18 protein-coding genes and 1 riboswitch are annotated in these 19998 nt (G+C 72.4%); of the genes, 7 read left to right on the top strand and 11 right to left on the bottom strand.

The features are described from left to right. Window position 1: 1 nt before the first annotated feature. The 5 genes from HD594_RS05440 to HD594_RS05420 form a co-directional block, all read right to left on the bottom strand. Window positions 2–2233 carry a PAS domain S-box protein gene (locus tag HD594_RS05440; protein ID WP_184749981.1) on the bottom strand — a complete coding sequence of 744 codons (2232 nt, stop codon included), beginning with the start codon at window positions 2231–2233 and terminating at the stop codon, window positions 2–4. A gap of 105 nt (window positions 2234–2338) precedes the next feature. Then, window positions 2339–2635, bottom strand: coding sequence for a UBP-type zinc finger domain-containing protein (locus tag HD594_RS05435; RefSeq protein ID WP_184749980.1), 297 nt, complete (start codon window positions 2633–2635; stop codon window positions 2339–2341). Window positions 2636–2685: 50 nt separating this feature from the next. Further along, window positions 2686–3474: an energy-coupling factor transporter transmembrane component T family protein gene (locus HD594_RS05430; protein ID WP_184749979.1), complete on the bottom strand. Its 789-nt coding sequence runs from the start codon at window positions 3472–3474 to the stop codon at window positions 2686–2688. Beyond that, window positions 3471–4850 carry an ABC transporter ATP-binding protein gene (locus HD594_RS05425; RefSeq protein ID WP_184752587.1) on the bottom strand — a complete coding sequence of 460 codons (1380 nt, stop codon included), beginning with the start codon at window positions 4848–4850 and terminating at the stop codon, window positions 3471–3473. Before HD594_RS05425 ends, HD594_RS05430 begins: the two co-directional genes overlap by 4 nt. 85 nt (window positions 4851–4935) lie before the next feature. Beyond that, window positions 4936–5577 carry an ECF transporter S component gene (locus tag HD594_RS05420; RefSeq protein ID WP_184749978.1) on the bottom strand — a complete coding sequence of 214 codons (642 nt, stop codon included), beginning with the start codon at window positions 5575–5577 and terminating at the stop codon, window positions 4936–4938. Then, window positions 5569–5678: riboswitch (TPP riboswitch) on the bottom strand. (Overlaps the previous gene by 9 nt.) Window positions 5679–5807: 129 nt before the next feature. On the opposite strand from HD594_RS05420, the gene HD594_RS05415 reads away from it, so the two are divergent. Further along, window positions 5808–7319 (top strand): D-alanyl-D-alanine carboxypeptidase family protein, encoded by a 1512-nt coding sequence (locus HD594_RS05415; RefSeq protein WP_271171314.1) that lies wholly within the window; start codon window positions 5808–5810, stop codon window positions 7317–7319. 7 nt (window positions 7320–7326) lie between these two features. Here HD594_RS05415 and HD594_RS05410 read toward each other — a convergent pair whose 3' ends face one another. The 4 genes from HD594_RS05410 to HD594_RS05395 are packed head-to-tail and all read right to left on the bottom strand — an operon-like array spanning window position 7327 to window position 10724. Then, window positions 7327–8256: a J domain-containing protein gene (locus HD594_RS05410; RefSeq protein WP_184749976.1), complete on the bottom strand. Its 930-nt coding sequence runs from the start codon at window positions 8254–8256 to the stop codon at window positions 7327–7329. Between the two features lie 37 nt (window positions 8257–8293). Beyond that, the gene (locus tag HD594_RS05405; protein ID WP_184749975.1) at window positions 8294–8839 is read right to left on the bottom strand and encodes a hypothetical protein; all 546 of its coding nucleotides are present in this window, start codon (window positions 8837–8839) and stop codon (window positions 8294–8296) included. After that, the gene (locus HD594_RS05400; RefSeq protein ID WP_184749974.1) at window positions 8836–9657 is read right to left on the bottom strand and encodes an LssY C-terminal domain-containing protein; all 822 of its coding nucleotides are present in this window, start codon (window positions 9655–9657) and stop codon (window positions 8836–8838) included. The genes HD594_RS05405 and HD594_RS05400 overlap by 4 nt, the downstream gene beginning before the upstream one ends. A 5-nt stretch (window positions 9658–9662) precedes the next feature. Beyond that, a complete protein-coding gene (locus HD594_RS05395) occupies window positions 9663–10724 on the bottom strand; it encodes an enoyl-CoA hydratase/isomerase family protein (RefSeq protein WP_184749973.1) in 1062 nt (353 codons plus the stop codon). 93 nt (window positions 10725–10817) lie between these two features. Here HD594_RS05395 and HD594_RS05390 point away from each other — a divergent pair, with 93 nt between their 5' ends. Together HD594_RS05390 and HD594_RS05385 are read left to right on the top strand one after the other, a co-directional pair. Next, window positions 10818–12440: an ATP-binding cassette domain-containing protein gene (locus HD594_RS05390; protein WP_184749972.1), complete on the top strand. Its 1623-nt coding sequence runs from the start codon at window positions 10818–10820 to the stop codon at window positions 12438–12440. Beyond that, complete coding sequence (locus HD594_RS05385) at window positions 12437–13258, top strand: ABC transporter permease subunit (protein WP_184749971.1); 822 nt, start codon at window positions 12437–12439, stop codon at window positions 13256–13258. The genes HD594_RS05390 and HD594_RS05385 overlap by 4 nt, the downstream gene beginning before the upstream one ends. A gap of 12 nt (window positions 13259–13270) precedes the next feature. On the opposite strand, the gene HD594_RS05380 is transcribed toward HD594_RS05385, so the two are convergent. Then, on the bottom strand, window positions 13271–13678 hold the full coding sequence (locus HD594_RS05380) for a hypothetical protein (protein WP_184749970.1): 408 nt from the start codon (window positions 13676–13678) through the stop codon (window positions 13271–13273). Window positions 13679–13782: 104 nt separating this feature from the next. Between HD594_RS05380 and cofG the strand changes: the two genes are divergently transcribed. The 4 genes from cofG to cofC are packed head-to-tail and all read left to right on the top strand — an operon-like array spanning window position 13783 to window position 19245. Continuing rightward, the gene (cofG, locus tag HD594_RS05375) at window positions 13783–16122 is read left to right on the top strand and encodes a 7,8-didemethyl-8-hydroxy-5-deazariboflavin synthase CofG (protein ID WP_271171313.1); all 2340 of its coding nucleotides are present in this window, start codon (window positions 13783–13785) and stop codon (window positions 16120–16122) included. After that, a complete protein-coding gene (locus HD594_RS05370) occupies window positions 16119–17600 on the top strand; it encodes a flavin-containing monooxygenase (protein ID WP_184749969.1) in 1482 nt (493 codons plus the stop codon). Before cofG ends, HD594_RS05370 begins: the two co-directional genes overlap by 4 nt. Continuing rightward, the gene (fgd, locus tag HD594_RS05365; RefSeq protein ID WP_184749968.1) at window positions 17597–18610 is read left to right on the top strand and encodes a glucose-6-phosphate dehydrogenase (coenzyme-F420); all 1014 of its coding nucleotides are present in this window, start codon (window positions 17597–17599) and stop codon (window positions 18608–18610) included. Before HD594_RS05370 ends, fgd begins: the two co-directional genes overlap by 4 nt. Continuing rightward, window positions 18607–19245, top strand: a complete 639-nt coding sequence (gene cofC, locus HD594_RS05360; protein WP_184749967.1) for a 2-phospho-L-lactate guanylyltransferase — start codon at window positions 18607–18609, stop codon at window positions 19243–19245. The genes fgd and cofC overlap by 4 nt, the downstream gene beginning before the upstream one ends. A 12-nt stretch (window positions 19246–19257) precedes the next feature. Here cofC and HD594_RS05355 read toward each other — a convergent pair whose 3' ends face one another. Then, window positions 19258–19998, bottom strand: coding sequence for a sulfite exporter TauE/SafE family protein (locus tag HD594_RS05355; protein WP_184749966.1), 741 nt, complete (start codon window positions 19996–19998; stop codon window positions 19258–19260).

Raw genomic sequence — 19998 nt, 5'->3', positions numbered from 1 at the left:
GTCACCCCTCATCGGCCGGGTTCTGGCCGATCGGCAGCCGCACGCAGAAGCACGTCGCGCCCGGCTCGCTCATCACGGTGATCTCGCCCCGGTGCTTCTGGACGATGATGTTGTGCGAGATGTTGAGACCCAGGCCGGTCCCCTCGCCGGGGGGCTTGGTCGTGAAGAACGGGTCGAAGATCCGCGAGACGTTCTCGCCCGGGATGCCGGGGCCGTCGTCCTGGATCTGCACCTCGACCCAGTCGTCGACGCGCCGCGCCCGCACGACGAGCGTCCCCTCGCCGCCCATGGCGTCGATCGCGTTGTCGATGAGGTTCGTCCACACCTGGTTGAGCTCGCTCGCGAACGCCTGGATCTTCGGCAGGTCGTCGGCGTACTCGCGCACCACCGTCACGCCGCGCTTGAGCTTGTTGTGCAGGATGATCAGGGTGTTCTCGAGCCCCGCGCGCACGTCGACGTCCTGCACCGGCGCCTGGTCCATGTACGTGTAGGTCTTGAGCGCCTTGACGAGCTCGACGATGCGGTTCGTCCCGATCGTGATCTCGGCCAGCAGGTTGTAGATCATGTGCTTGTAGCCGAGCCACGGCGCGATGACGTCGAACTCGTCGGCGGTGAAGCCCTCTTCGAGCTCGGCGATGCCGTCCTTCGAGAGGCCGAGAGCGACCAGAGCGGGCGCGAGTTCGCCGCTGTCGTCGATGCCCCGCTCGTCGAGCCAGTCCTCGATGTCCATCTCGCGGTCGCTGCGTTCGAGCGCGCTGATCGACAGCGGGTCGCGCGCCCGCTCCGCCGCCAGCCGGTCGAGGCGCGAGAGCCGCTTGAGCTTCGCCTCGTAGACGCCGAGCGAGCCCAGACTCAGCTGTGCCTGCTGCAGCTTCGAGAAGATCGCGATCGCCTGCGCGGCTCCGCGCTGCGCCGCAGCCGCGGGGTTGTTGATCTCGTGGGCCATCCCGGCGCTGAGCTTGCCGAGCGAGGCCATCTTCTCCTGCAGCACGAGCTGGTCCTGCATCTGGCCGATGCGCTCGAGGGTGTCCTGCAGCTCGGCGTTCTTGCGGCCGAGCTCCTCGCTCTTCTCGCGCAGCTCCTGCTCGCTCAGCCGCAGCGCCTCCTCGGCCGCCTTGCGCTCGGCGATGTCGCGCAGGATGCCGGTGTAGTAGCGGTCCTCGCGCACGGTCCACGTCGACAGCGACAGCTCGATCGGGATCTCGTCACCGGCTTTGGTGATCGCCGACAGCTCGACCGTGGTCCCGATCACGTGCGGATCGCCGGTCTCGGTGTAGCGCTTCATGCCGGCACGGTGCAGGTCCTGGTAGCGCTCGGGGATGATGAACTCGAGCTTCTTGCCCACCGCGTCCTCTTCGGTGTGGCCGAGGATGCGGGTGGCCGCCGAGTTCCACGACACGATGCAGCCGGTGTGGTCGGCCGAGATGATCGCGTCGATCGCGGACTCGGTGACCGACCGGAACTTCTGCTCGGCCTGCTTGCGCTCCGAGATGTCGCGGATGATGCCCGTGTAGTAGCGGTCCTCGTCGAGGAACCACGTCGCCAGCGACAGCTCGATGGGGAACTCCGAGCCGTCGGCGCGGACGGCGGCGAGCTCGACGGTCTGACCGATCACGTGGGTCTCGCCACCCGACGTGACGCGGTGGACGCCGATGCGGTGGGCCTCGTGGAAGCGGTCGGGGATGATCAGCTCGAGCCGCTGGCCCACGGCCTCCTCTTCACTGCGACCGAAGAGGGCGGCGGCCGCCGTGTTCCAGCTGCGGATGATGCCCTCGGCGTCGGCGGAGATGATGGCGTCGATCGCCGATTCCATGACCGAGCGGAACTTCGCCTCGGATTCCTTCAGCGCCAGGCGCACCTTCGACACGGTCACCTGACGTTCGATGCGCGTGAGCACCTCGCGCGCGTCCAGCGGCGTGACGATCAGGTCGTCGCCCGTCTCGAGCCCGCGCACCCGCGTGTCGGCGTCGTCCTCGGCCGCCACGAACACCACCGGAAGATCCTCGGCCTCGGGCGTCGCGCGCAGCCCGTCGACCAGCGCGAAGGCGTCGACCTGGCCGAGGTATGCGCCGACGACGATCAGGTCGGGCGAGCTGCGCAGCGCCGCCATCGTGTCGTCGACCGCGCCGGTGGCGGTGCGCACCTCGTAGCTGTTCTCCTCGAGGATGGCCGACAGCCGGTCCGAGACGCCCTCGTTCTCGATGATGAGCAGAATCAGTCCCCGGTCGGGCACGACGTCTCCCTCGTCCGAAGCGCGGCGCACACCGCGCGAAAGCCCCAGCTTGCGGGTCAGACTATCCAGCACGGCGAGCAGGCGGAACCCCTCGCCCCCGGCCGCTCATTCCGCCGGACGAAAGGGCTGCGCGCCCTCGATCTCGAACAGGAGCTGCTGCGGGTAGCACCACCACCACGTCTCCCCCGGCTCGAACGACCGCACGATCGGGTGGTCGTCGTGCTCGCGCCAATGCGCCGTCGCGTGCTTGCCGGGGGAGTTGTCGCAGCATCCGACGTGCCCGCAGGCCATGCAGATGCGCAGGTGCACCCAGCGGCCGCCGACGCGCAGGCACTCCTCGCACCCCTCGGCGGACGGCGTGACGTCGCGGATCGTGTCCAGGTGCGTGCACGTGCTCGTCATCGATCCGCCTCTCGTCCTGCCCGGATGCTACCGAAGAGGACGGATGCCGGTCAGCCGGGCCCGAGGATCAGGTTCCAGGTCCCGGCGGCGATCGCGGCGCCGACGGCGACGGCGGCGATCGCGGCGCCGATGGCGAGCAGCAGGAACTCGCGCGCCCCGAATCTCGACTCGCGGGCCCATGTGCGCGGACCGGGCGCGCCGAATCCGCGGGCCTCCATCGCGGTGGCGAGCTTCGCCCCACGGCGGATGGAGAGGACGAGGAGCGCGAAGGCCATGCCGACGAACCGGCGGATGCGGCCGCGATCGGCGACGCCGCGCGCGCGCCGTGCGAGCTCGAGCGCCCGCCAGTCGTCGAGGAAGAGCCCCACCATGCGCAGCCCCGCCAGGGCTCCGAGCACGAACCGCGCCGGCAGCTTCAGCACCTGGGCGAGCCCGTCGGCGAGGTCGGTCGGGTCGACCGTCACGAAAAGCACCACCGAGGGCAGGGCGATCGCGAGCACGCGAAGCGTCGTCGCGGCCGCCAGCAGCAGCGAGCCCTCGCTGACGCGGACCGCCAGCCATTCCACGTAGACCTGCCCGGAAGCCTGCCCGTACAGCGCGATCGTGACGCCGGTCAGCGGAGCCGCAAGCCACACCGGCCACGTGCGCGCCCAGAACTCCCGCCAGCCGAGTCCCGCGAACGGGATGAGCACCAGCTCGAGCGCAAGTGCAACCGCCGCCGACACGACGTCGAGGGTGAAGACGAGCGGGACGGCGATGAGCGCTGCGGCGCCCAGCTTGGCGACCGGGTTGATCTCGGCGACGGCGCCGACGCGGGCGCGGGAATCGAGCAGCGTCATGACGATCCGCCCGCGAGCTCGAGCGTCTGGGCGCGAAGGGCCGAGACGACGTCGCGGTCGTGCGTCACCGCGACGATCGCCGCCCCGTCGTCGCGGAGACTCGCGAGCAGCGCCACGAGTTCGCCCCACGTCCGCGCGTCCTGCCCGAACGTCGGTTCGTCCAGGACCAGCACGCGCGGGCGCGTGGCGAGCGCCGCCGCCACCGTCAGGCGGCGCTTCTCGCCGCCCGACAGCGTGTACGGGTTGGCGGCCGCGAGATGTGCCAGGCGCAGCCGTTCGAGCAGTTCCTCGACCCGCCGGCGCGTCTCGTCGGCGCCGAGGCGCAGGGCACGCGGCCCGACCTCGAGCTCCTCGCGCACGGTGCGCGAGAGCAGCTGGTGCTCGGGATCCTGGAAGACGGTGCCGATGCGCGTGAGCAGGTGCCGCGACTTCCAGCTCACCGGCGATGGCCCGAGGTCGCCGGCGAGCGCCGTGGTCGCCGCGAGGTCGCCCGATGCCGGCGGCAGGAGCCCGGCGAGGGTGAGCCCGAGCGTCGACTTGCCGACGCCGTTGGGCCCCCGGATCGCGAGCGCCGAACCCGCGCGCACCTCGACGTCGATGCCCGATGCGACCGGGTGGCCCGCGACGCGCTGGACCGCGAGGTCGCGGGCGGCCAGCAGTCGCTCCCCCGGCGCGATGGCGGGCGGAGGCGGCTGGGCGGGCGGGATGCCGGGCACCCACACCCCCGCGGCCGCCAGGCGCTCGCCCTGCCGGCGGAGCACGTCGTCGGGGGCTCCGTCGGCGATCACGCCGTCGGGCCCGAGCACAATCACGCGGGTCACGAGCGGGAGCCACACGTCCACGCGGTGCTCGACGACCACGAGCGTGGCCGGGTGCGTCTGGAGCATGGCGCCGACCGCGTCGCGCACCTCCTCGACCCCGTCGGGGTCGAGGTTGGCGGTGGGCTCGTCGAGCAGGATCAGGCCCGGCCGCATCGCGAGCGCGCCCGCGAGCGCGAGCCGCTGCTTCTGACCGCCCGAGAGCGCCTTGGTCTCGCGGTCCAGCGGCACGTCGAGACCGACGGCGTCGAGCGCGTCGCGCACGCGCGGCCAGATCTCGGCGCGCGGCACTCCGAGGTTCTCGCACCCGAACGCGACGTCGTCGCCCGCGCGAGCGAGGACCACCTGCGCGTCCGGGTCCTGCAGGACCAGCCCCGCCCGCCCGCGCGCCGCGGTCGCCGGCATCCCGTCGACGAGGACCTCGCCGTGCGACTCGCCCTCCTCGTCACCGCCGAGCACGCCCGCGAGCGCGTGCAGGAGCGTCGACTTGCCGGAGCCGGATGCGCCGAGCAGCAGCACGCGCTCGCCCGCCTCGATCCGGAAGTCCACGCCCCGCAGCGCCCACGCGCGCCGTGACGCGTGCCTCCAGCCCCAATCGCGCGCTTCGACGGCCGCGGCGCGGGGCTCCTGCGTGCTCACGCGCTCAGACGCGCTCGCGGACCTCGCGCCCGGAGGCGAAGCGGTCCAGCGCCCCCGTCGCCGCGAGGCCGCGTGCGAGCAGCCACGACAGCAGACCGGCGACCACCGCACCCGACACCGCAGCGCTGACGAGGTACACGACGGTGAAGACCGTGTCGGCGCCGACGTACCAGAGGATCAGGTTGTTGACGGCGCCGAACAGCGCGGCGCCGACGCCCGCGAGCATCGCCACCGGCAGCGTCCACCGCCGGTAGAGGAACAGCAGGAACACCAGCTCGGCGCCCAGGCCCTGCACGAGACCGGCTTCGAGGGTCAGGAAGCCACCCCACTGGTTGCCGACGAGCGCCGAGACCACCGCGGCGAGGGTCTCGGTGTAGATCGCCGCACCGGGTTTGCGGATGATCAGCGCGCCCAGGACGCCGGCGAAGAGCCAGGGGCCGTCGAGCAGGCCCTGCAGACCCGGCAGCAGCGGTTCGAGCAGCGCCGAGGGCCCGAGGTAGCCGACGTTCCACAGCAGGAAGATCAGGCCCGAGGCGACGCCGATGACGCTGGCGACGACGATGTCGACGACCCTCCAGCGCAGGCTGCGCGGACGCGCGGACACCGTGCCCTTCGCGGGGGCGGACGTGGATGCAGACGTGTTCATATGACTCCTCCCTGCGCCGGCATGATCCGGATCAGGTTCGACGGTCGAAGCGCGGTTCGCTTCCTCTCAGCCCGGCACACCGGACTCCCGTGGTTTCTGTGGGTGCGAGTATAGCCCCGCGGGCAAGGTATTTTCGTATGGTGACTGTCGACGACGCCCCGCCCCTGTCACGCCGCGACGCCCGTGCACGCGGTACTCTGACCGCGCCGATCGACTTCGGGGGGACGGCAGTGGTGGCGCCTGACGAGAGCACGGCAGAGCAGAGCACGGAGATCGACCGCACGGCGGCCGAGCCGACCGTCGTGCTGTCCGACGAGCCTGCGAGCCCGGAGCCTCCCGTGCCCGACGCCGACGTCCCGGGGCCGACCGACACCACCGACGACGAGCCGCAGCCCTCGCCGGACACGACAGACGACGACGCCGGCGAGCGATCTGTCGCGCTGGCCTGGCTCGACGAGCGGACGCTGACTCCGCGCCCCATCACGACGCCGATGCTCATGTCGGGGGGGCTGCTCGATCGTCGCCCGCGACGCACGCTGCTGCGCCCGGGCGTCCTGGTGCCGACGGCCATCGGTCTCATGCTGGTGGTGGCATACGCGCTCACGGCCCTGCTGTGGCCGCTGCACGCGATCGAGCCGACGATCGCGGCCGACGAGGTGACCCCCATCCCGGCCGCCGTCACCGAGCCGGCGTGGCCGGCGAAGGGCGACGCCGCGATCGCGGTCGCGGGGATCCGCGGAACGGAGTCGTCGGACGACGCGCGAGCCTCGATCGCGAGCATCACGAAGCTCGTGACCGCGCTGGTGGTGCTCGACGAGATGCCTCTCTCGGTCGGCGAGGACGGCCCCGACTACTGGTTCGGCTACAACGACACCCTGGCCTACTGGAACTACCGCAACCGCGGCGAGTCGGCGCTGGACGTGCCCGTGGGCGGGAAGCTCACGCAGTACCAGATGCTGGAGGGGATGCTGATCGGCTCGGCGAACAACTACGCCGACCGTCTCGCGAACACGCTGTGGCCCACGGACGCCGTGTACGCGTCGGCCGCCAATTCATGGCTGTCCACCCATGGCGTGCCCGGCATCACGGTCGTCGAGCCGACGGGGATCGACTCGGCCAACAAGGCGACGCCGGAAGCGCTCATCGCCCTCGCGAAGAAGGCGCTCGCCAATCCGGTCATCGCCGAGATCGTGGCGAAGAAGAAGGTCGATCTCCCGGGGGCCGGAACGGTCACCAACACCAACGGGCTCCTCGCCGACGACGGAGTGGTCGGCGTCAAGACCGGCACGCTCGACACATGGTCGCTGCTGTCCGCCAAGGACGTCACGATCGGCGAGACGACCGTGCGGCTGTACGCCTCGGTCGTCGGACAGGCGAGCGACAAGGCGCGTCTGGCGGCCTCCCGCGAGCTGTACACGCAGCTCGAGGCCGAGCTGCAGCCCCAGCCGTCGGTGACGGCCGGCACGATCGCGGGCACCGTCGAGACGCGGTGGGGCGAGCAGGTCGACATCATCTCGACCGGCGATGCCTCGGTGATCCTGTGGAACGGCGGCTCGGGCACCGTGACGACGGACTTCGATCTCGGAGACAGCCGCACCGCCGGGGATCAGGTCGGGGTGCTGACGGTCGACGGCCCGCTGGACACCACGTCGGTCTCGCTCACCCTCTCGCAGGACGTCGAGGGCCCGACGGCATGGTGGCGCCTGACGCACCCGCTCGTGCTGTTCGGCCTCGCCGACTGAGTTCGCGTCACACGAAGCGCACGACGCGCTGCAGCCGCGTGCGCACGTCGAACACCTCGTTGCCGCCGATGTCGCGCACGCCCGTGATGCCGCGACGCAGCACGGTCGACAGCGCGCTGCGGGCGACGACGGCCACCGGCATCCCGCGCACCCTGCCGAGCTCGTCGACCTGGTCGAGGACGTCCTCGTCGGGGAGCACCACGATGGCGCCGCTGAACCGCACGCCGGCGGCGCGGGCGATGACGCGCATGCGGGCGAGCAGCCCCGCGATCGGCGGCTCGCCGACGCCGTCGCCGACGAGTTCGCCGCGTCGTACGCGCACCGGCCCGCCGAAGTCCTCGGACAGCACGCCGTAGAGACCGCTCGGCCCCAGCACGATGTGGTCGAGCTTGTCGTCCTGGCTCCCGCCGCGGCCCATCGCCTCGACGTCGTGCCACACCGTGTAGCCCATGCCGAGGTCCGAGACGATGCGGGCCGTCGCCTCTTCGGCGAGCGCATCCGCCAGCAGACGGCGGACCGCGTGAGGCGCCGAACGCACGAGCGCCGGGTCGTACGGGTCCTCGAGTTCGACGCCGCGGCCGGCCCACTCCCGGATGAGCGCGAGGTAGCGCTCGCGGCGCCAGCCGCCGGGATGGCCGTGCGAGCGGGCACGGGGGCGGGTGTCGCGCGCCGGCGTGCGCGGCGCCTGCCACGGCGACCACTCCGCAGGAGCGGCCGCGCCGAAGCCGTGTCCGCGGTCGTACGCGGCGCGCGCCTCGGGCGTGCCGACGAGCTCCCACGCGCGCTGCACCTGGATGAACGCGGCGGCGTCGCCGCCGGTGTCGGGGTGGGTCGCACGCTGCCGCAGCCGGTAGGCGCGGCGCAGGGCCTCGTCGTCGGCATCCGGAGCGACGCCGAGCACGTCGTAGGCGGACGCCGACAGCGGACTGTCGAACACGGCTCACTCCCCTCGGCCGGAATCGGCCGGCTCCAGGCTATCGGCCCGTGTCCGCGCCCTCGTCCGCCGGCGCCGCGCGACGCTCACCACGCCGTGCGTAGGCCGCGGCCTCGCGGCTCGACAGCGCGAGGAGCAGCAGGACGTCCAGGCCGATCGACAGCAGCGTCGTCTCGATCGAGACGACCTCGTCCGAGAACCACCAGCCGATGAAGGCCGAGACGATGAAGGCGGTCGCCCACGACATCACGAGAACGCGCGGCCAGTTCCAGCCGCGCAGGATGAGCACGGCGAGCACGATGTCCGCAGCGATGACGGTCGCTCCGATCGCGACGAACAGCCACATCGCGGCCCCGAGCGCGTCGGCGCCGGCCTCGATGAGACCGAGGTCGACGCTCGCGACGAGTTCCGGCCACAGGCCCGCCACGGTGGCCACCCACAGCGCTCCCGCCGCCGCGCGCAGCAGGAGGATGACCGCGCCCGCGGTGGTGGCCGGCGGCCGCTTCATCCCGGGGTCGTACTCGGTCCGGGCGATCAGCTGGGCCGCGGGCTCGAACGCCGGACGCTTGCCGGGCGCGTCGGTCATGCGCTCACCTCCCGCAGATCGAGGATCGGCAGATCGCCGTCGGTGCGGATGCTGTCGCCGCCGCCGTTGCGCGCGTGGTAGCCGGTGGAGAAGTCCTCGATGACCTCGAGCTGCACGCGCTCGTCCGCCTCGCGCACGGTCCGGACGATGAAGTCGCGCTCGATGTCGGTGTTCGCGTCGATGCGGTGCGTGAACTGCAGTGTGAACAGCGACAGCCCGACCGCGGTGTCGAACGTGCCGGCGGCCAGCCAGTCGACGCGGTGGCCGCCGGGCAGCGGCCAGTCCTCCGGGCACTTCCAGAAGCGCACGTGGTGGCGCTTGGCGGGGTTGCCGTCGACCTCCTTCTGGTAGGCGACGTCTTGCTTCCGCTCGAAGAGGAACAGCGGACTGACCGGGGCCTCGTCGTAGCTGCGGCGCGTGACGGTGGAGGTGATGATGCGCCACGACGACGCCAGCGTCACCGGGTCGGCACGCGTCCACCCGGCCGCGCTCATCGCGGCGTCGAGCTGCTCGTAGGTCCCGAGGACCGCGAGGTTCACGGGATCGCCGAGAAGCCCGTCGCTCGTGCGCGCCCGGCCGATGAAGTAGTGCGGCACGTAGATCGTGGTGAGGATCCGATGCAGGCGCGGGAGCACGAGGTAGGCCAGCAGCACCCAGAAGACGACCGCGACCAGGAACCCCCACCACCCCACCTGGAAGGTGGTCGTCAGGCCCAGGTAGGCCAGCCACACGGCGGCGACGCCGGCGAACACGAAGAAGAACCAGTCGATCGCCAGCCCGACGGAGTACCGTCGTCGCAGCTCCTGCCGATCGGCCATCGTCCTCACCCCCAGAGCGGGGTCTCCGGCACGTGTCGGAGAGCGCGCTGCGCGGCATCCTGCTCCACATCCGCGATGGAGGCGGGCTGCCACGCCGGGGAGCGGTCCTTGTCGATGAGCTGCGCGCGGATGCCCTCGACGAGGTCGGGCTGCGTGGAGGCGAACCACATGACGAGCCCGTACTCCTGCTCGAGCGCCGCGCGCAGGCCCGACAGCCCGCGGGCAGCACGCACGGCGGCGAGGGTCACGGTGAGCGACGTCGGCGACAGCTCGGCCAGCGTCTCGGCCGCGCCGTGGGCCTCGGGCTCATCGCGCGCCTTCAGCCGCTCGACGATCTCGGCCACGGTGTCGGCCGAGAAGGCGTCGTCGATCCAGGAGCGCGCCGCCTCGAGCGCCGACGGCTCGGGGCTCTCGTCGAACAGCAGCACAAGCTCTGTGGGGCTGGACGGATCGGCACGGGTCTCGAGAGCGTCGCGCAGGGCCTCGAGGTGCTCGGAGGGCACGAGGTGGTCGGCGAAGCCGGCGTAGACGGCATCCGCTGCGTCCATCACGGCACCGGTCAGGGCGAGGTACTCGCCGAGCCGCCCGGGCGCGCGCGCCAGCAGCAGGCTCCCCCCGACGTCCGGCGTCAGGCCGATGCGCGTCTCGGGCATCGCCAGGCGCGACCGCTCGGTCACGACGCGGATCGCCGCGTGGCCGGCGAGGCCGATGCCGCCGCCCATCGTGATGCCGTCGGCGATCGCGACGATCGGCTTCGGGTACTCCGCGATGCGCGCGTTCATCGCGTACTCGGCGCGGAAGAACACCGACGTCTCCTCGGGCCGGCCCGCGCGGATGAGCTCGGCGAGACCGCGGACGTCTCCGCCCGCGCACAGCCCGCGCTCGCCGGCGCCGTCCAGCAGGACGAGGTCGACCTCGGGATCGGTCTCCCACGCGTCCAGCGCCGCGATGACATCCCGGACCATGCCGAGATCGAGGGCGTTGATGGCCCGCGGACGGTTGAGGGTGAGATGCCCGATCCCGCCGCGGGTGCGGGCCAGGACGCGGGGTTCGTCATCGACGGTCACGTTCGCCACGTTACCCGCCGCGCGCGAATCCGGGACGTGCGAGGCGTCGTGGGCCAGGATGGTGGGAACAGCTCCTGACGACGAGAGGTTCGCATGCCAGACGGACAGACTCTCGAGTTCTCCGGCGTCACGAAGCGGTTCGGGTCGATCACGGCGGTCTCGGAGTTCACCGCGCGCGTCGAGCCGGGCCTGGTGACCGGGTTCCTCGGCCCGAACGGCGCCGGCAAGACCACGACGCTGCGCGTGCTGCTCGGGCTCATCCGCGCGACCGCGGGCTCGGCCACGATCGGCGGCGCGCCCTACGCGAAGCTGCGGCACCCGCTGCGCACCGTCGGCGCCGTTCTCGAGGCCTCGAGCTACCACCCCGGTCACACGGCGACGACGCACCTCACGGCGTACGCGCACGCGGGCGGGATCCCGGTCTCGCGCGTGGACGAGGTGCTGGGACTGGTGGGACTGGCGGACGCCGCGGGGCGCAAGATCGGCGGGTTCTCGCTCGGCATGCGCCAGCGCCTGGGGCTCGCCTACGCTCTGCTGGGCGACCCGGGGGTGCTGGTGCTCGACGAGCCCGCCAACGGCCTCGATCCCGAGGGCATCCGCTGGATGCGCGGGTTCCTGCGTCAGCTCGCGCGCGAGGGACGAACGGTCCTGGTGTCTTCCCACCTGCTCGCCGAGGTCCAGCAGACCGTCGACTCGCTGCTGATCATCTCGGGCGGCCGCCTCGTGTTCACCGGCGGCATCGACGAACTGGCCGCCGCCGACGAATACGCGACGGTCGTCGACGCCCCCGACCGCGCGGCGCTGTCGGCCGCGCTGGGCGACGCGGACGTGTCGTTCGACCTGCTGCGCTCCGGGCTCGTCGTGCCGGGCCTGACCACCGCCGAGGTCGGAGCCGTCGCCGCGTCGGCCGGCGTCGCGCTGTCGCTCCTGCAGAGACGCGGGCCCGCGCTCGAAGAGGTCTTCCTCGAGCTCGTCAACGGCACGCGCGTGCACGAGAGCGCGTCCGGCGCGCCGGGTGCCGCCGCGGCCGAAGGGCCCGCGGCCGAGGAGGACCTCGAGGGGACCGCTGCGGTCGCCGAGGTCGCCGAGGCGGATGCTGAAGCCGCCCCGGCCGAGGCGGCCGACCTGGAACCGGGGGTGGCGGACGAGCCGGAATCGGAGCCGGCACCCGAACCCGAACCCGAACCCGAACCCGAACCGGAATCGGAGCCCGCTCCCGAACCCGAACCTGAGCCCGAACCGCAGCCGGAGTTCGCTCCGGAAGCCGAAGCCGAAGCCGAAGCCGAGCCGGAGCCCGAACCGGCGTTCGCCCCGGAAGCCGAACCCGAGCCGGAGCCCGCCCCGGAAGCCGAACCCGAGCCGGAGCCCGCCCCGGAAGCCGAAGCCGAACCGGAGCCCGAGCCGGAGTTCGGTTCACCAGCCGAGTCTGAACCGGAGCCGGAGCCCCAGCCGGAGTTCGCTCCAGAGGCCGGGGCCGAGCCGGAGCCCGAACCCGAACCCGTGCCGGACGGCGAGTCGCCGCCGGCATCCGCTCCCTCCGACGATCGACCGTGGGAGTCGTTCGTCAAGACCGAGGCCGACGAAGAGGCCGACCGGTTCTTCGCGTCGTTCGACGCCGGTCCGTCGCCCGCGGACGACGAGTCCGACGCTGCGGCCGACCCAGAGGAGCCGGCCCCAGCCGACGGCGAGCCGCACGAGGGAGGTGACGAGCGATGAGCCTGGCCACCGCGACCCGCTCCGAGACGACCAAGCAGTTCGGCACCGCCATGTGGTGGGTGCTGATCGTGGTGTTCGTCGCGTACGTCGCCTTCACCGCCGGAATACTCGGCGCCGTCTTCGCCGCGTCGGCGACCGGCAACCTGCCCGGCGGCACGACGGGTGCCGAGATCCCCGCCGAGGCGCTGCCGCCGGTCCTCTACTCGGCGGGCATGTCGATCGGCTACGTCTTCCCGCTGCTGATCGGAACGCTGATGGTCACCGGGGAGTTCCGGCACAAGACCCTCACGGCGACGTTCCTCGCGACGCCACGCCGCGGCCTGGTGATGCTCGCGAAGGTCGTCGTCGGCGTCGGGATGGGCGTCGTGTACGGCATCGCCGGGATCGTGGCCTCCGTCGGCCCCGGCGCGGCCTTCCTCGCGGCGTTCGGCCTCGACACCGAGCTCGGCTCCTCCGACACGTGGGCCCTGCTCGGACGCATGATGCTGGCCTCGGTGCTGTGGGTCCTCGTCGGGGTCGGGGTGGGCGCGCTCGTGCGCAACCAGGTCGGGGCGATCGTGATCGTGCTGGTGTTCACGCAGTTCCTGGAGCCGGTCGGCCGGGCCGCCGGCGCCTTCGTCGAGGGCCTCAACACCGTCACCCAGTACCTCCCGGGCGCGGCGAGCGACGCGCTCGTGGGGGCGAGCGTGTTCACGAGCATGCCGGGGACGACCGGGAGTTCGCTCGAGTGGTGGATCGGCGGCCTCGTGCTGCTCGGGTACGCGGTGGTGCTGCTCGTCCTCGGCTACCTCGTGAGCTGGCGGCGCGACGTCAGCTGACGCGGCGTGCGCCTATGCCTGCGCGGCGTCGGCGACGATGTCGACGACGTCCGTCGGCGTGCGGTCGTCGACGTCCATGCGCAGCGCCTTGACGAGCTCGAGTCCGTGACGGGTCGTGAGCAGGATCCGCTGGAATTCGGGGTGCCCCGTCAGGTCGATGACGACGGCCTGCCGGTGACGGCGGACGATGACGAAGTCGTCGGCGGTGGCCGATCGCCACAGGCCCATCGCCACCACGCCGCGCAGATGCGTGCCGGGGTTCGGGATGCCGCGCAGCCACGTCCACGCGTCGTCCACCAGCTGGATCTTCGAGATGGCGGATCGCTCGACCTCGACATTCTTCTTGCGGAATGTCATCGCCTTCTCGGCGCCCGACAGCACGACCTCCAGCCGTGTGGAGTCGAGCATCAGCGTCACCATGGTCATAGTCTGCCAGCGCGCGCACGCGGCCGTGGGCCGCTTTGCTCACAGGAACGCAACGATCGCACGACGCCCGCACGGCCCGGCGGTGGAAGACTGGAGCGGTGCCCCTGCTCGACCCGCCGCACACGGCAGAACGCGATCCGCTCCGGATCCTGGCCCGCGCCACCGCGGGCGAGGGGATCGGCGCGACCGAGGCCGCGACGCTGCTGACCGCCGACGGCCCGGCGTTCGACGCCCTGCTCGACGCCGCCTCGGCGATGCGCGACGCCGGACTCGCCGCCTCCGGTCGGCCGGGCGTGATCACCTACTCGCGCAAGGTGTTCGTGCCGCTGACGACGCTGTGCCGCGATCGCTGCCACTACTGCGTCTTCGTCGACACCCCCAATCAGCTGCTGAAGAAGCACAAGCCCGCCTACATGTCGCCCGAGCAGGTGCTCTCGGTCGTGCGGCAGGGGCAGGCGATGGGCTGCAAGGAGGCGCTGCTGACGCTCGGCGACCGCCCCGAGGACCGCTGGCCCGAGGCGCGCGCATGGCTCGACGAGCACGGCTTCGCATCGACGCTCGACTACGTCGCCCACGTCGCGCGGCTGATCACCGCCGAGACCGGCATGCTCGCGCACCTCAACCCCGGCGTCATGAGCGAGGACGAACTGCGCACGCTGCGCCCCACGGCCCCGTCGATGGGGATGATGCTCGAGACCACCTCGCGCCGCCTGTTCGACGAGCCCGGCCAGGTGCACTACGGCTCCCCCGACAAGGACCCGGCCGTGCGGCTGGGCGTCATCGAGGACGCCGGCCGCGCCCGCGTGCCGTTCACGACCGGCATCCTCGTCGGGATCGGCGAAACCGTGCGCGATCGCGCCGAATCGCTCGTCGCGATCCGCGACGCCCACGAGCGGCACGGGCACGTGCAGGAGGTCATCGTCCAGAACTTCCGCGCCAAGCCCCGCACCGCGATGCAGGGCTCCCCCGATGCCGAGCTCCGCGAGTACGTCGCCGCCGTCGCCGTCGCGCGCCTGGTCATGGGTCCGCGCATGCGCATCCAGGTTCCGCCGAACCTGTCGGACCCGGGCGAGTTCGGCCTGCTGGTGCGCGCGGGCGCCGACGACTGGGGCGGGGTGTCGCCGCTGACCGCCGACCACGTGAACCCCGAGCGGCCGTGGCCGCACGTCGACGACCTCGCGCATCTCACCGCGGAGCTCGGCTTCGAGCTCCGCGAGCGCCTCACCGCTCATCCGGAGTACGTGGCGGATGCCGACACGTGGCTGGATCCCGCCATGCACGCGCCGGTCGCCGCCCTCGCGGATCCGGCGACGGGGCTGGCGGCCGCGTCCGGCCGACGGCACGCGACGGCACCCGCGCGGCCCGCGGCATCCGCCGATCGGTCGATCCGCCGCCTGGCCGAGCGCGCCGCCGCGGATCCGCTGGCCCTCGACGACGCCGAATGGGCGGAGCTGCTGACCGCCACCGGAACCGGCCTCGAGACCGTGGTCGAGACCGCCGACGACGTTCGCCGCTACACCGTCGGCGAAGCCGTCTCGCTGGTGGTCAACCGCAACCTCACGTCCTCGGGCTTCACGACGGGAGCGCCGGCCGCTCCCCACGAGTTCACGCTCGCCGACGCCGCCGCCGTCGCGCGCGACGCGGTCGACCTCGGCGCGACCGAGATCTGCGTGCAAGGACGCCTGGACGAGACGGTGTCACCGCACGCGTACGCCGACATCGCACGCGCCATCACGGACGCGGCCCCCGACATCCACCTCCACGCGTACCGCCCGCAGGACGTGTGGGACCTCGCCGACCGCGCCGGCATCGGCCTCGAGCAGGCTCTCGCCGAACTGCGCGACGCCGGCGTCGACACCATGCCCGGCACGGGCGTGAAGGTGCTCAGCGAGCGCGTCCGGCGCCTCGTCGCTCCGGACGACCTCGACATCGCGCGCTGGAGCGACGGCATCCGGGCCGTCCACGAAGCAGGGTTCCGCACCACGTCGGTGCTCTTCTACGGCCACGTCGAGACCGCCGACGAACGCGTGACCCATCTGCGGATGCTGCGCCGCATCCAGAGTCGCACCGGCGGCTTCACGGAGTTCGTGCCGATCCCCCTGCCCGGTCCCGCCGGCGGCGTGCCGCTGGTCGCCGGACGCGAGCCGGTCGACGAGCACCGCGCGATGGTCGCCGTGTCTCGGCTCATGCTGTCGGGCAGCATCCCGCACGTCCAGATCCCGTGGACCCGCGTCGGCCGGGACGTCGCGGCCACGCTGCTCCAGGCGGGAGGCGACGACCTGGGCGGCACGCTTCTGGACGGGCGCGTCAAGCCCGAGGCCGGCATCGAGCACGGGCAGGAGCTGCCGGTCGAGGCCGCGCGCGCGATCGCCGCGCGACTGTTCCGGCCGTTCCGCCTGCGCACCACCGACTACCGCGACGTCGGAGCGCAGCGATGACCGCGCACGTCGAGGTCGCGATCGTCGGCGCGGGCTTCGCCGGCCTCGGCATGGCGATCGCGCTGCGACGGGCGGGGCGCGACGACTTCGCGATCCTCGAGCGGGGCTCCTCCGTCGGCGGCACGTGGCGCGACAACACCTACCCGGGGGTCGCGTGCGACGTGCCCGCACACCTCTACGGGTTCGCGAGCCACCCGAACCCGCACTGGTCCGGCCTGTTCGCGCGCGGCGACGAGATCCACCGGTACCTGCAGTCCATCGTCGACGCCGAGCGGCTCGACGACCGCCTGCGCCTGGGCACCGCCCTGACGGGTGCGCAGTGGGACGACGAATGGGGCGTATGGCGCCTCGAGACGTCGCGCGGCGCGCTGTCGGCCGACGTCCTCGTGCTCGCGTGCGGCCGGCTCACCGAGCCGTCGATCCCCGATCTTCCCGGGCTCGAGTCCTTCCCCGGCCCGATCTTCCACTCGGCGCGCTGGGACCACTCCGCCGAACTCGCCGGCGCCCGCATCGGCGTCGTCGGCACGGGCGCCAGCGCCGTCCAGCTCGTACCCGAGCTGGCCCGCACGGCGGCGCACGTCACCCTGTTCCAGCGGACTCCCGCGTGGATCGTCCCGCGCGACGCACGCCCCTACACGGACGCCGACCGCGAGCGGTTCGCCGCGCATCCGGGCGAGCTGGCGCGGCTGCGCGCGCAGCTGTATGCCGAGGGCGAGGCCCGCTTCGCATCGCGGTCGGGGGATGCGGATGCCGCGGCCGCGGCCCGTGCCGTCGCCGAAGACCACCTCGCCGCGCAGGTGGCCGATCCGCAGCTGCGTGCCGCGCTGACACCGGGCTACGCCTTCGGCTGCAAGCGCGTGCTCCTCTCGGACGACTTCTACCCCGCCGTCTCATCGCCCGCGGTGACCCTCGAGTCCTCCGCGCTCGCCGGGGTCGACGGGCGCACGCTGGTCTCGGCGACCGGGGCGCGGCACGAGGTCGACGCGCTCGTGCTCGCCACGGGGTTCGCCACCACGCGCCAGCCGTACGCCGAGCTGGTCGTCGGCGAGGAGAACGTCACGCTCGACGAGCACTGGGCGGAGGGAATGACCGCGTTCGGGTCGACGGTGGTGTCGGGCTTCCCGAACATGTTCGTCCTCGACGGCCCCAACGCGGCCCTCGGCCACAACTCCTCGGTGCTGATGATCGAGGAGCAGGCGGCGTACACCGTGCGGTGCCTCGTGCACCGCGACCGGTCTGGTGAGCCGCTGCGCGTCGACCCCGCCGCCGAGGCGGCCTACACCGACGAGATCGCGGAGGCCGCGGCATCCACCCCCTGGATGACCGGCGGATGCCGCAACTGGTACGTCGACGACCGGTCGGGGCGGCTGACGCTGCTGTGGCCCGGCACCGTCGACGCGTTCCGCGCGCGGCTCGCGCGCGCGGACGGATCCGAGTTCGCGCTCGCTGCCGCGGGCGCCGAGAAGGGAGCATCATGAGCGTTCCGATCCGATTCGGGTACAAGGCCTCGGCCGAGCAGTTCGGCCCCGGCGAGCTGCTGGACTACGCCGTCCTCGCGGAGGAGGTCGGGTTCGATTCGGTCTTCATCTCAGACCACCTGCAGCCGTGGCTGCACGAGGGCGGGCACGCGCCCGCATCCATTCCGTGGCTCGGCGCGCTCGGCGCGCGCACGTCGAAGGTGCTCATCGGAACCTCGGTGCTGACGCCGACGTTCCGCTACAACCCGACCGTCGTCGCGCAGGACTTCGCCACCCTCGGCGTGCTGAACCCGGGGCGCGTGATCCTCGGCGTCGGCACCGGCGAGGCCCTCAACGAGAAGAACCTCGGCATCACGTGGCCCGATCCGCCCGAGCGCTTCCAGCGTCTGAAGGAGGCCATCACCCTCATCCGCCGGCTGTGGTCCGAGGATCGCGTGACCTTCGACGGCAACTTCTACCACGCCAAGAACGTCACCATCTACGACAAGCTCGACCAGCCCGTGCCGATCTACATCGGGGCGGCAGGGCCGGCCGCCACGCGCCTGGCGGGCCGCATCGCCGACGGCTTCATCACCACCAGCGGCAAGAAGCGCGAGCTGTACACCGACACCCTCATGCCGGCGCTGCACGAGGGCCTCGAGAAGGCGGGCCGCGCGCCCGACGCGATCGACACGCTGATGGAGATCAAGGTGTCGCTCGACGACACGATCGAGCACGCGATGGAGAAGACGCGCTTCTGGGCGCCACTCGCCCTCACGCCCGACGAGAAGATGGGCGTCGACGACCCGATCGAGATGCAGCGACTCGGCGAGGAGCTGCCCCTGGAACGGACGGCATCCCGCTTCATCGTGTCCGATGACCCCGACGAGCACGTGGAGCGCATCGCGTGGTACGTGGAGCTCGGCTTCCGGCACCTGGTGTTCCACGACCCGGGCCACGACCAGGAGGCGTTCCTGCGCCGCTACGGCGCCGAGATCCTGCCGCGCCTGCGGGAGCGGTTCGGCGCGTGACGCCGGAGTCGGCGCCGGGATCGTGGGCTGTCGTCGTCCCGGTGAAGTCACCGGCGATCGGCAAGTCGCGCCTGGACGCCGGCGGCGTCGACCGACGGGAGCTGGCGCGTGCGATCGCCCTCGACACGATCGCCGCGGCCGCCGCATGCGACGATGTCGCCCAGGTGTACGTCGTGACCGACGACGCAGCGCTGCCGCTGCACGCGCACGACATCCCAGGGCTCCGCTTCGTCCCGGAAGGCGACGCCCGGGGGCTGAACGAGGCCATCGCCGCGGGCGCGGACGTCGCCGGCGAGCGGATGCCGCGCGCCGCGCTGCTGGGCGACCTGCCCTCGCTGCGCCCTCGGGATCTCGCGGAGGCGCTGCGCCAGGCGGCATCCGTCGATCGCGGCGTGGTGGCGGATGCCGAGAGGACGGGCTCGACGCTCGTCACCGCCCGCGCCACAGTCCCGTGGGACGCGGCCTTCGGCGCCGACTCGTTCGCGCGGCATCGCGCCCTCGGGTGCGTCGCGCTCGACGTGCCGCCGGGTTCGACCCTGCGCCGCGACGTCGACACGGCCGACCAGCTGCGCGCCGCCGCGGCGCTCGGGGTCGGCCCGCGGACCACGGCTCTGGTGGGCGCGCCGGCCGGATAGCCGCCGCAGGTCTCAGAGCAGCAGGTATACGGCGCCGACGATCGTGAACACGATCACGAGGCGCTCGAACAGCACCTGGTCGATGCGGTCCGCGACCCACCGGCCGAACAGCGCGCCGCCGACGACCAGCGGCACGAGCGCCAGGTCCAGGAGCAGACCCGGCACCGTGATGAGCCCCAGGCCGATCGAGAACGGCAGCTTGCTGAGGTTCACCAGAGCGAAGAACCAGGCCGCCGTGCCGAGGAACTCCTTGACCGAGAACCGTGCGGCGAGGAAGTACATCGACATCACGGGCCCCGCCGCGTTCGCGACCATCGTCGTGAAGCCGCCCAGCGTGCCGTAGGTCGCCGCGGCGATGCGATGCGAACCGGCGTCGGCGACGCTGCGCGACATGCGCCGGCGCAGCAGCGTCAGGGCGATCACCGACAGCAGGATCACGGCGATCACGCGCTTGACCCACGCGTCGTCCGCGACCGCGAGGAACAGCACGCCCAGCACGATCCCGACGACCACGGCAGGCGCCAGCCGCAGCAGCGCCGCCCAGTTGGCGTGGCGTCGGTAGGCGAGCACCGCGAACACGTCGGCGACGATCAGCAGCAGCAGGATCGTCCCGGTGGACTGCCGGGCGGGCAGCACGGCCGCGAAGATCGCGACGGCGACGGTCCCGGCGCCCGGCACTGCGGTCTTCGACAGTCCGACGATCGCGGCGGCGACACCGAGCAGAGCCCATGCCAGCCAGGTCAGCTCGGGCAC

Source organism: Microbacterium thalassium (assembly GCF_014208045.1).
GTDB lineage: Bacteria > Actinomycetota > Actinomycetes > Actinomycetales > Microbacteriaceae > Microbacterium > Microbacterium thalassium.
This window is presented reverse-complemented; position numbering and strand designations above follow the sequence as displayed.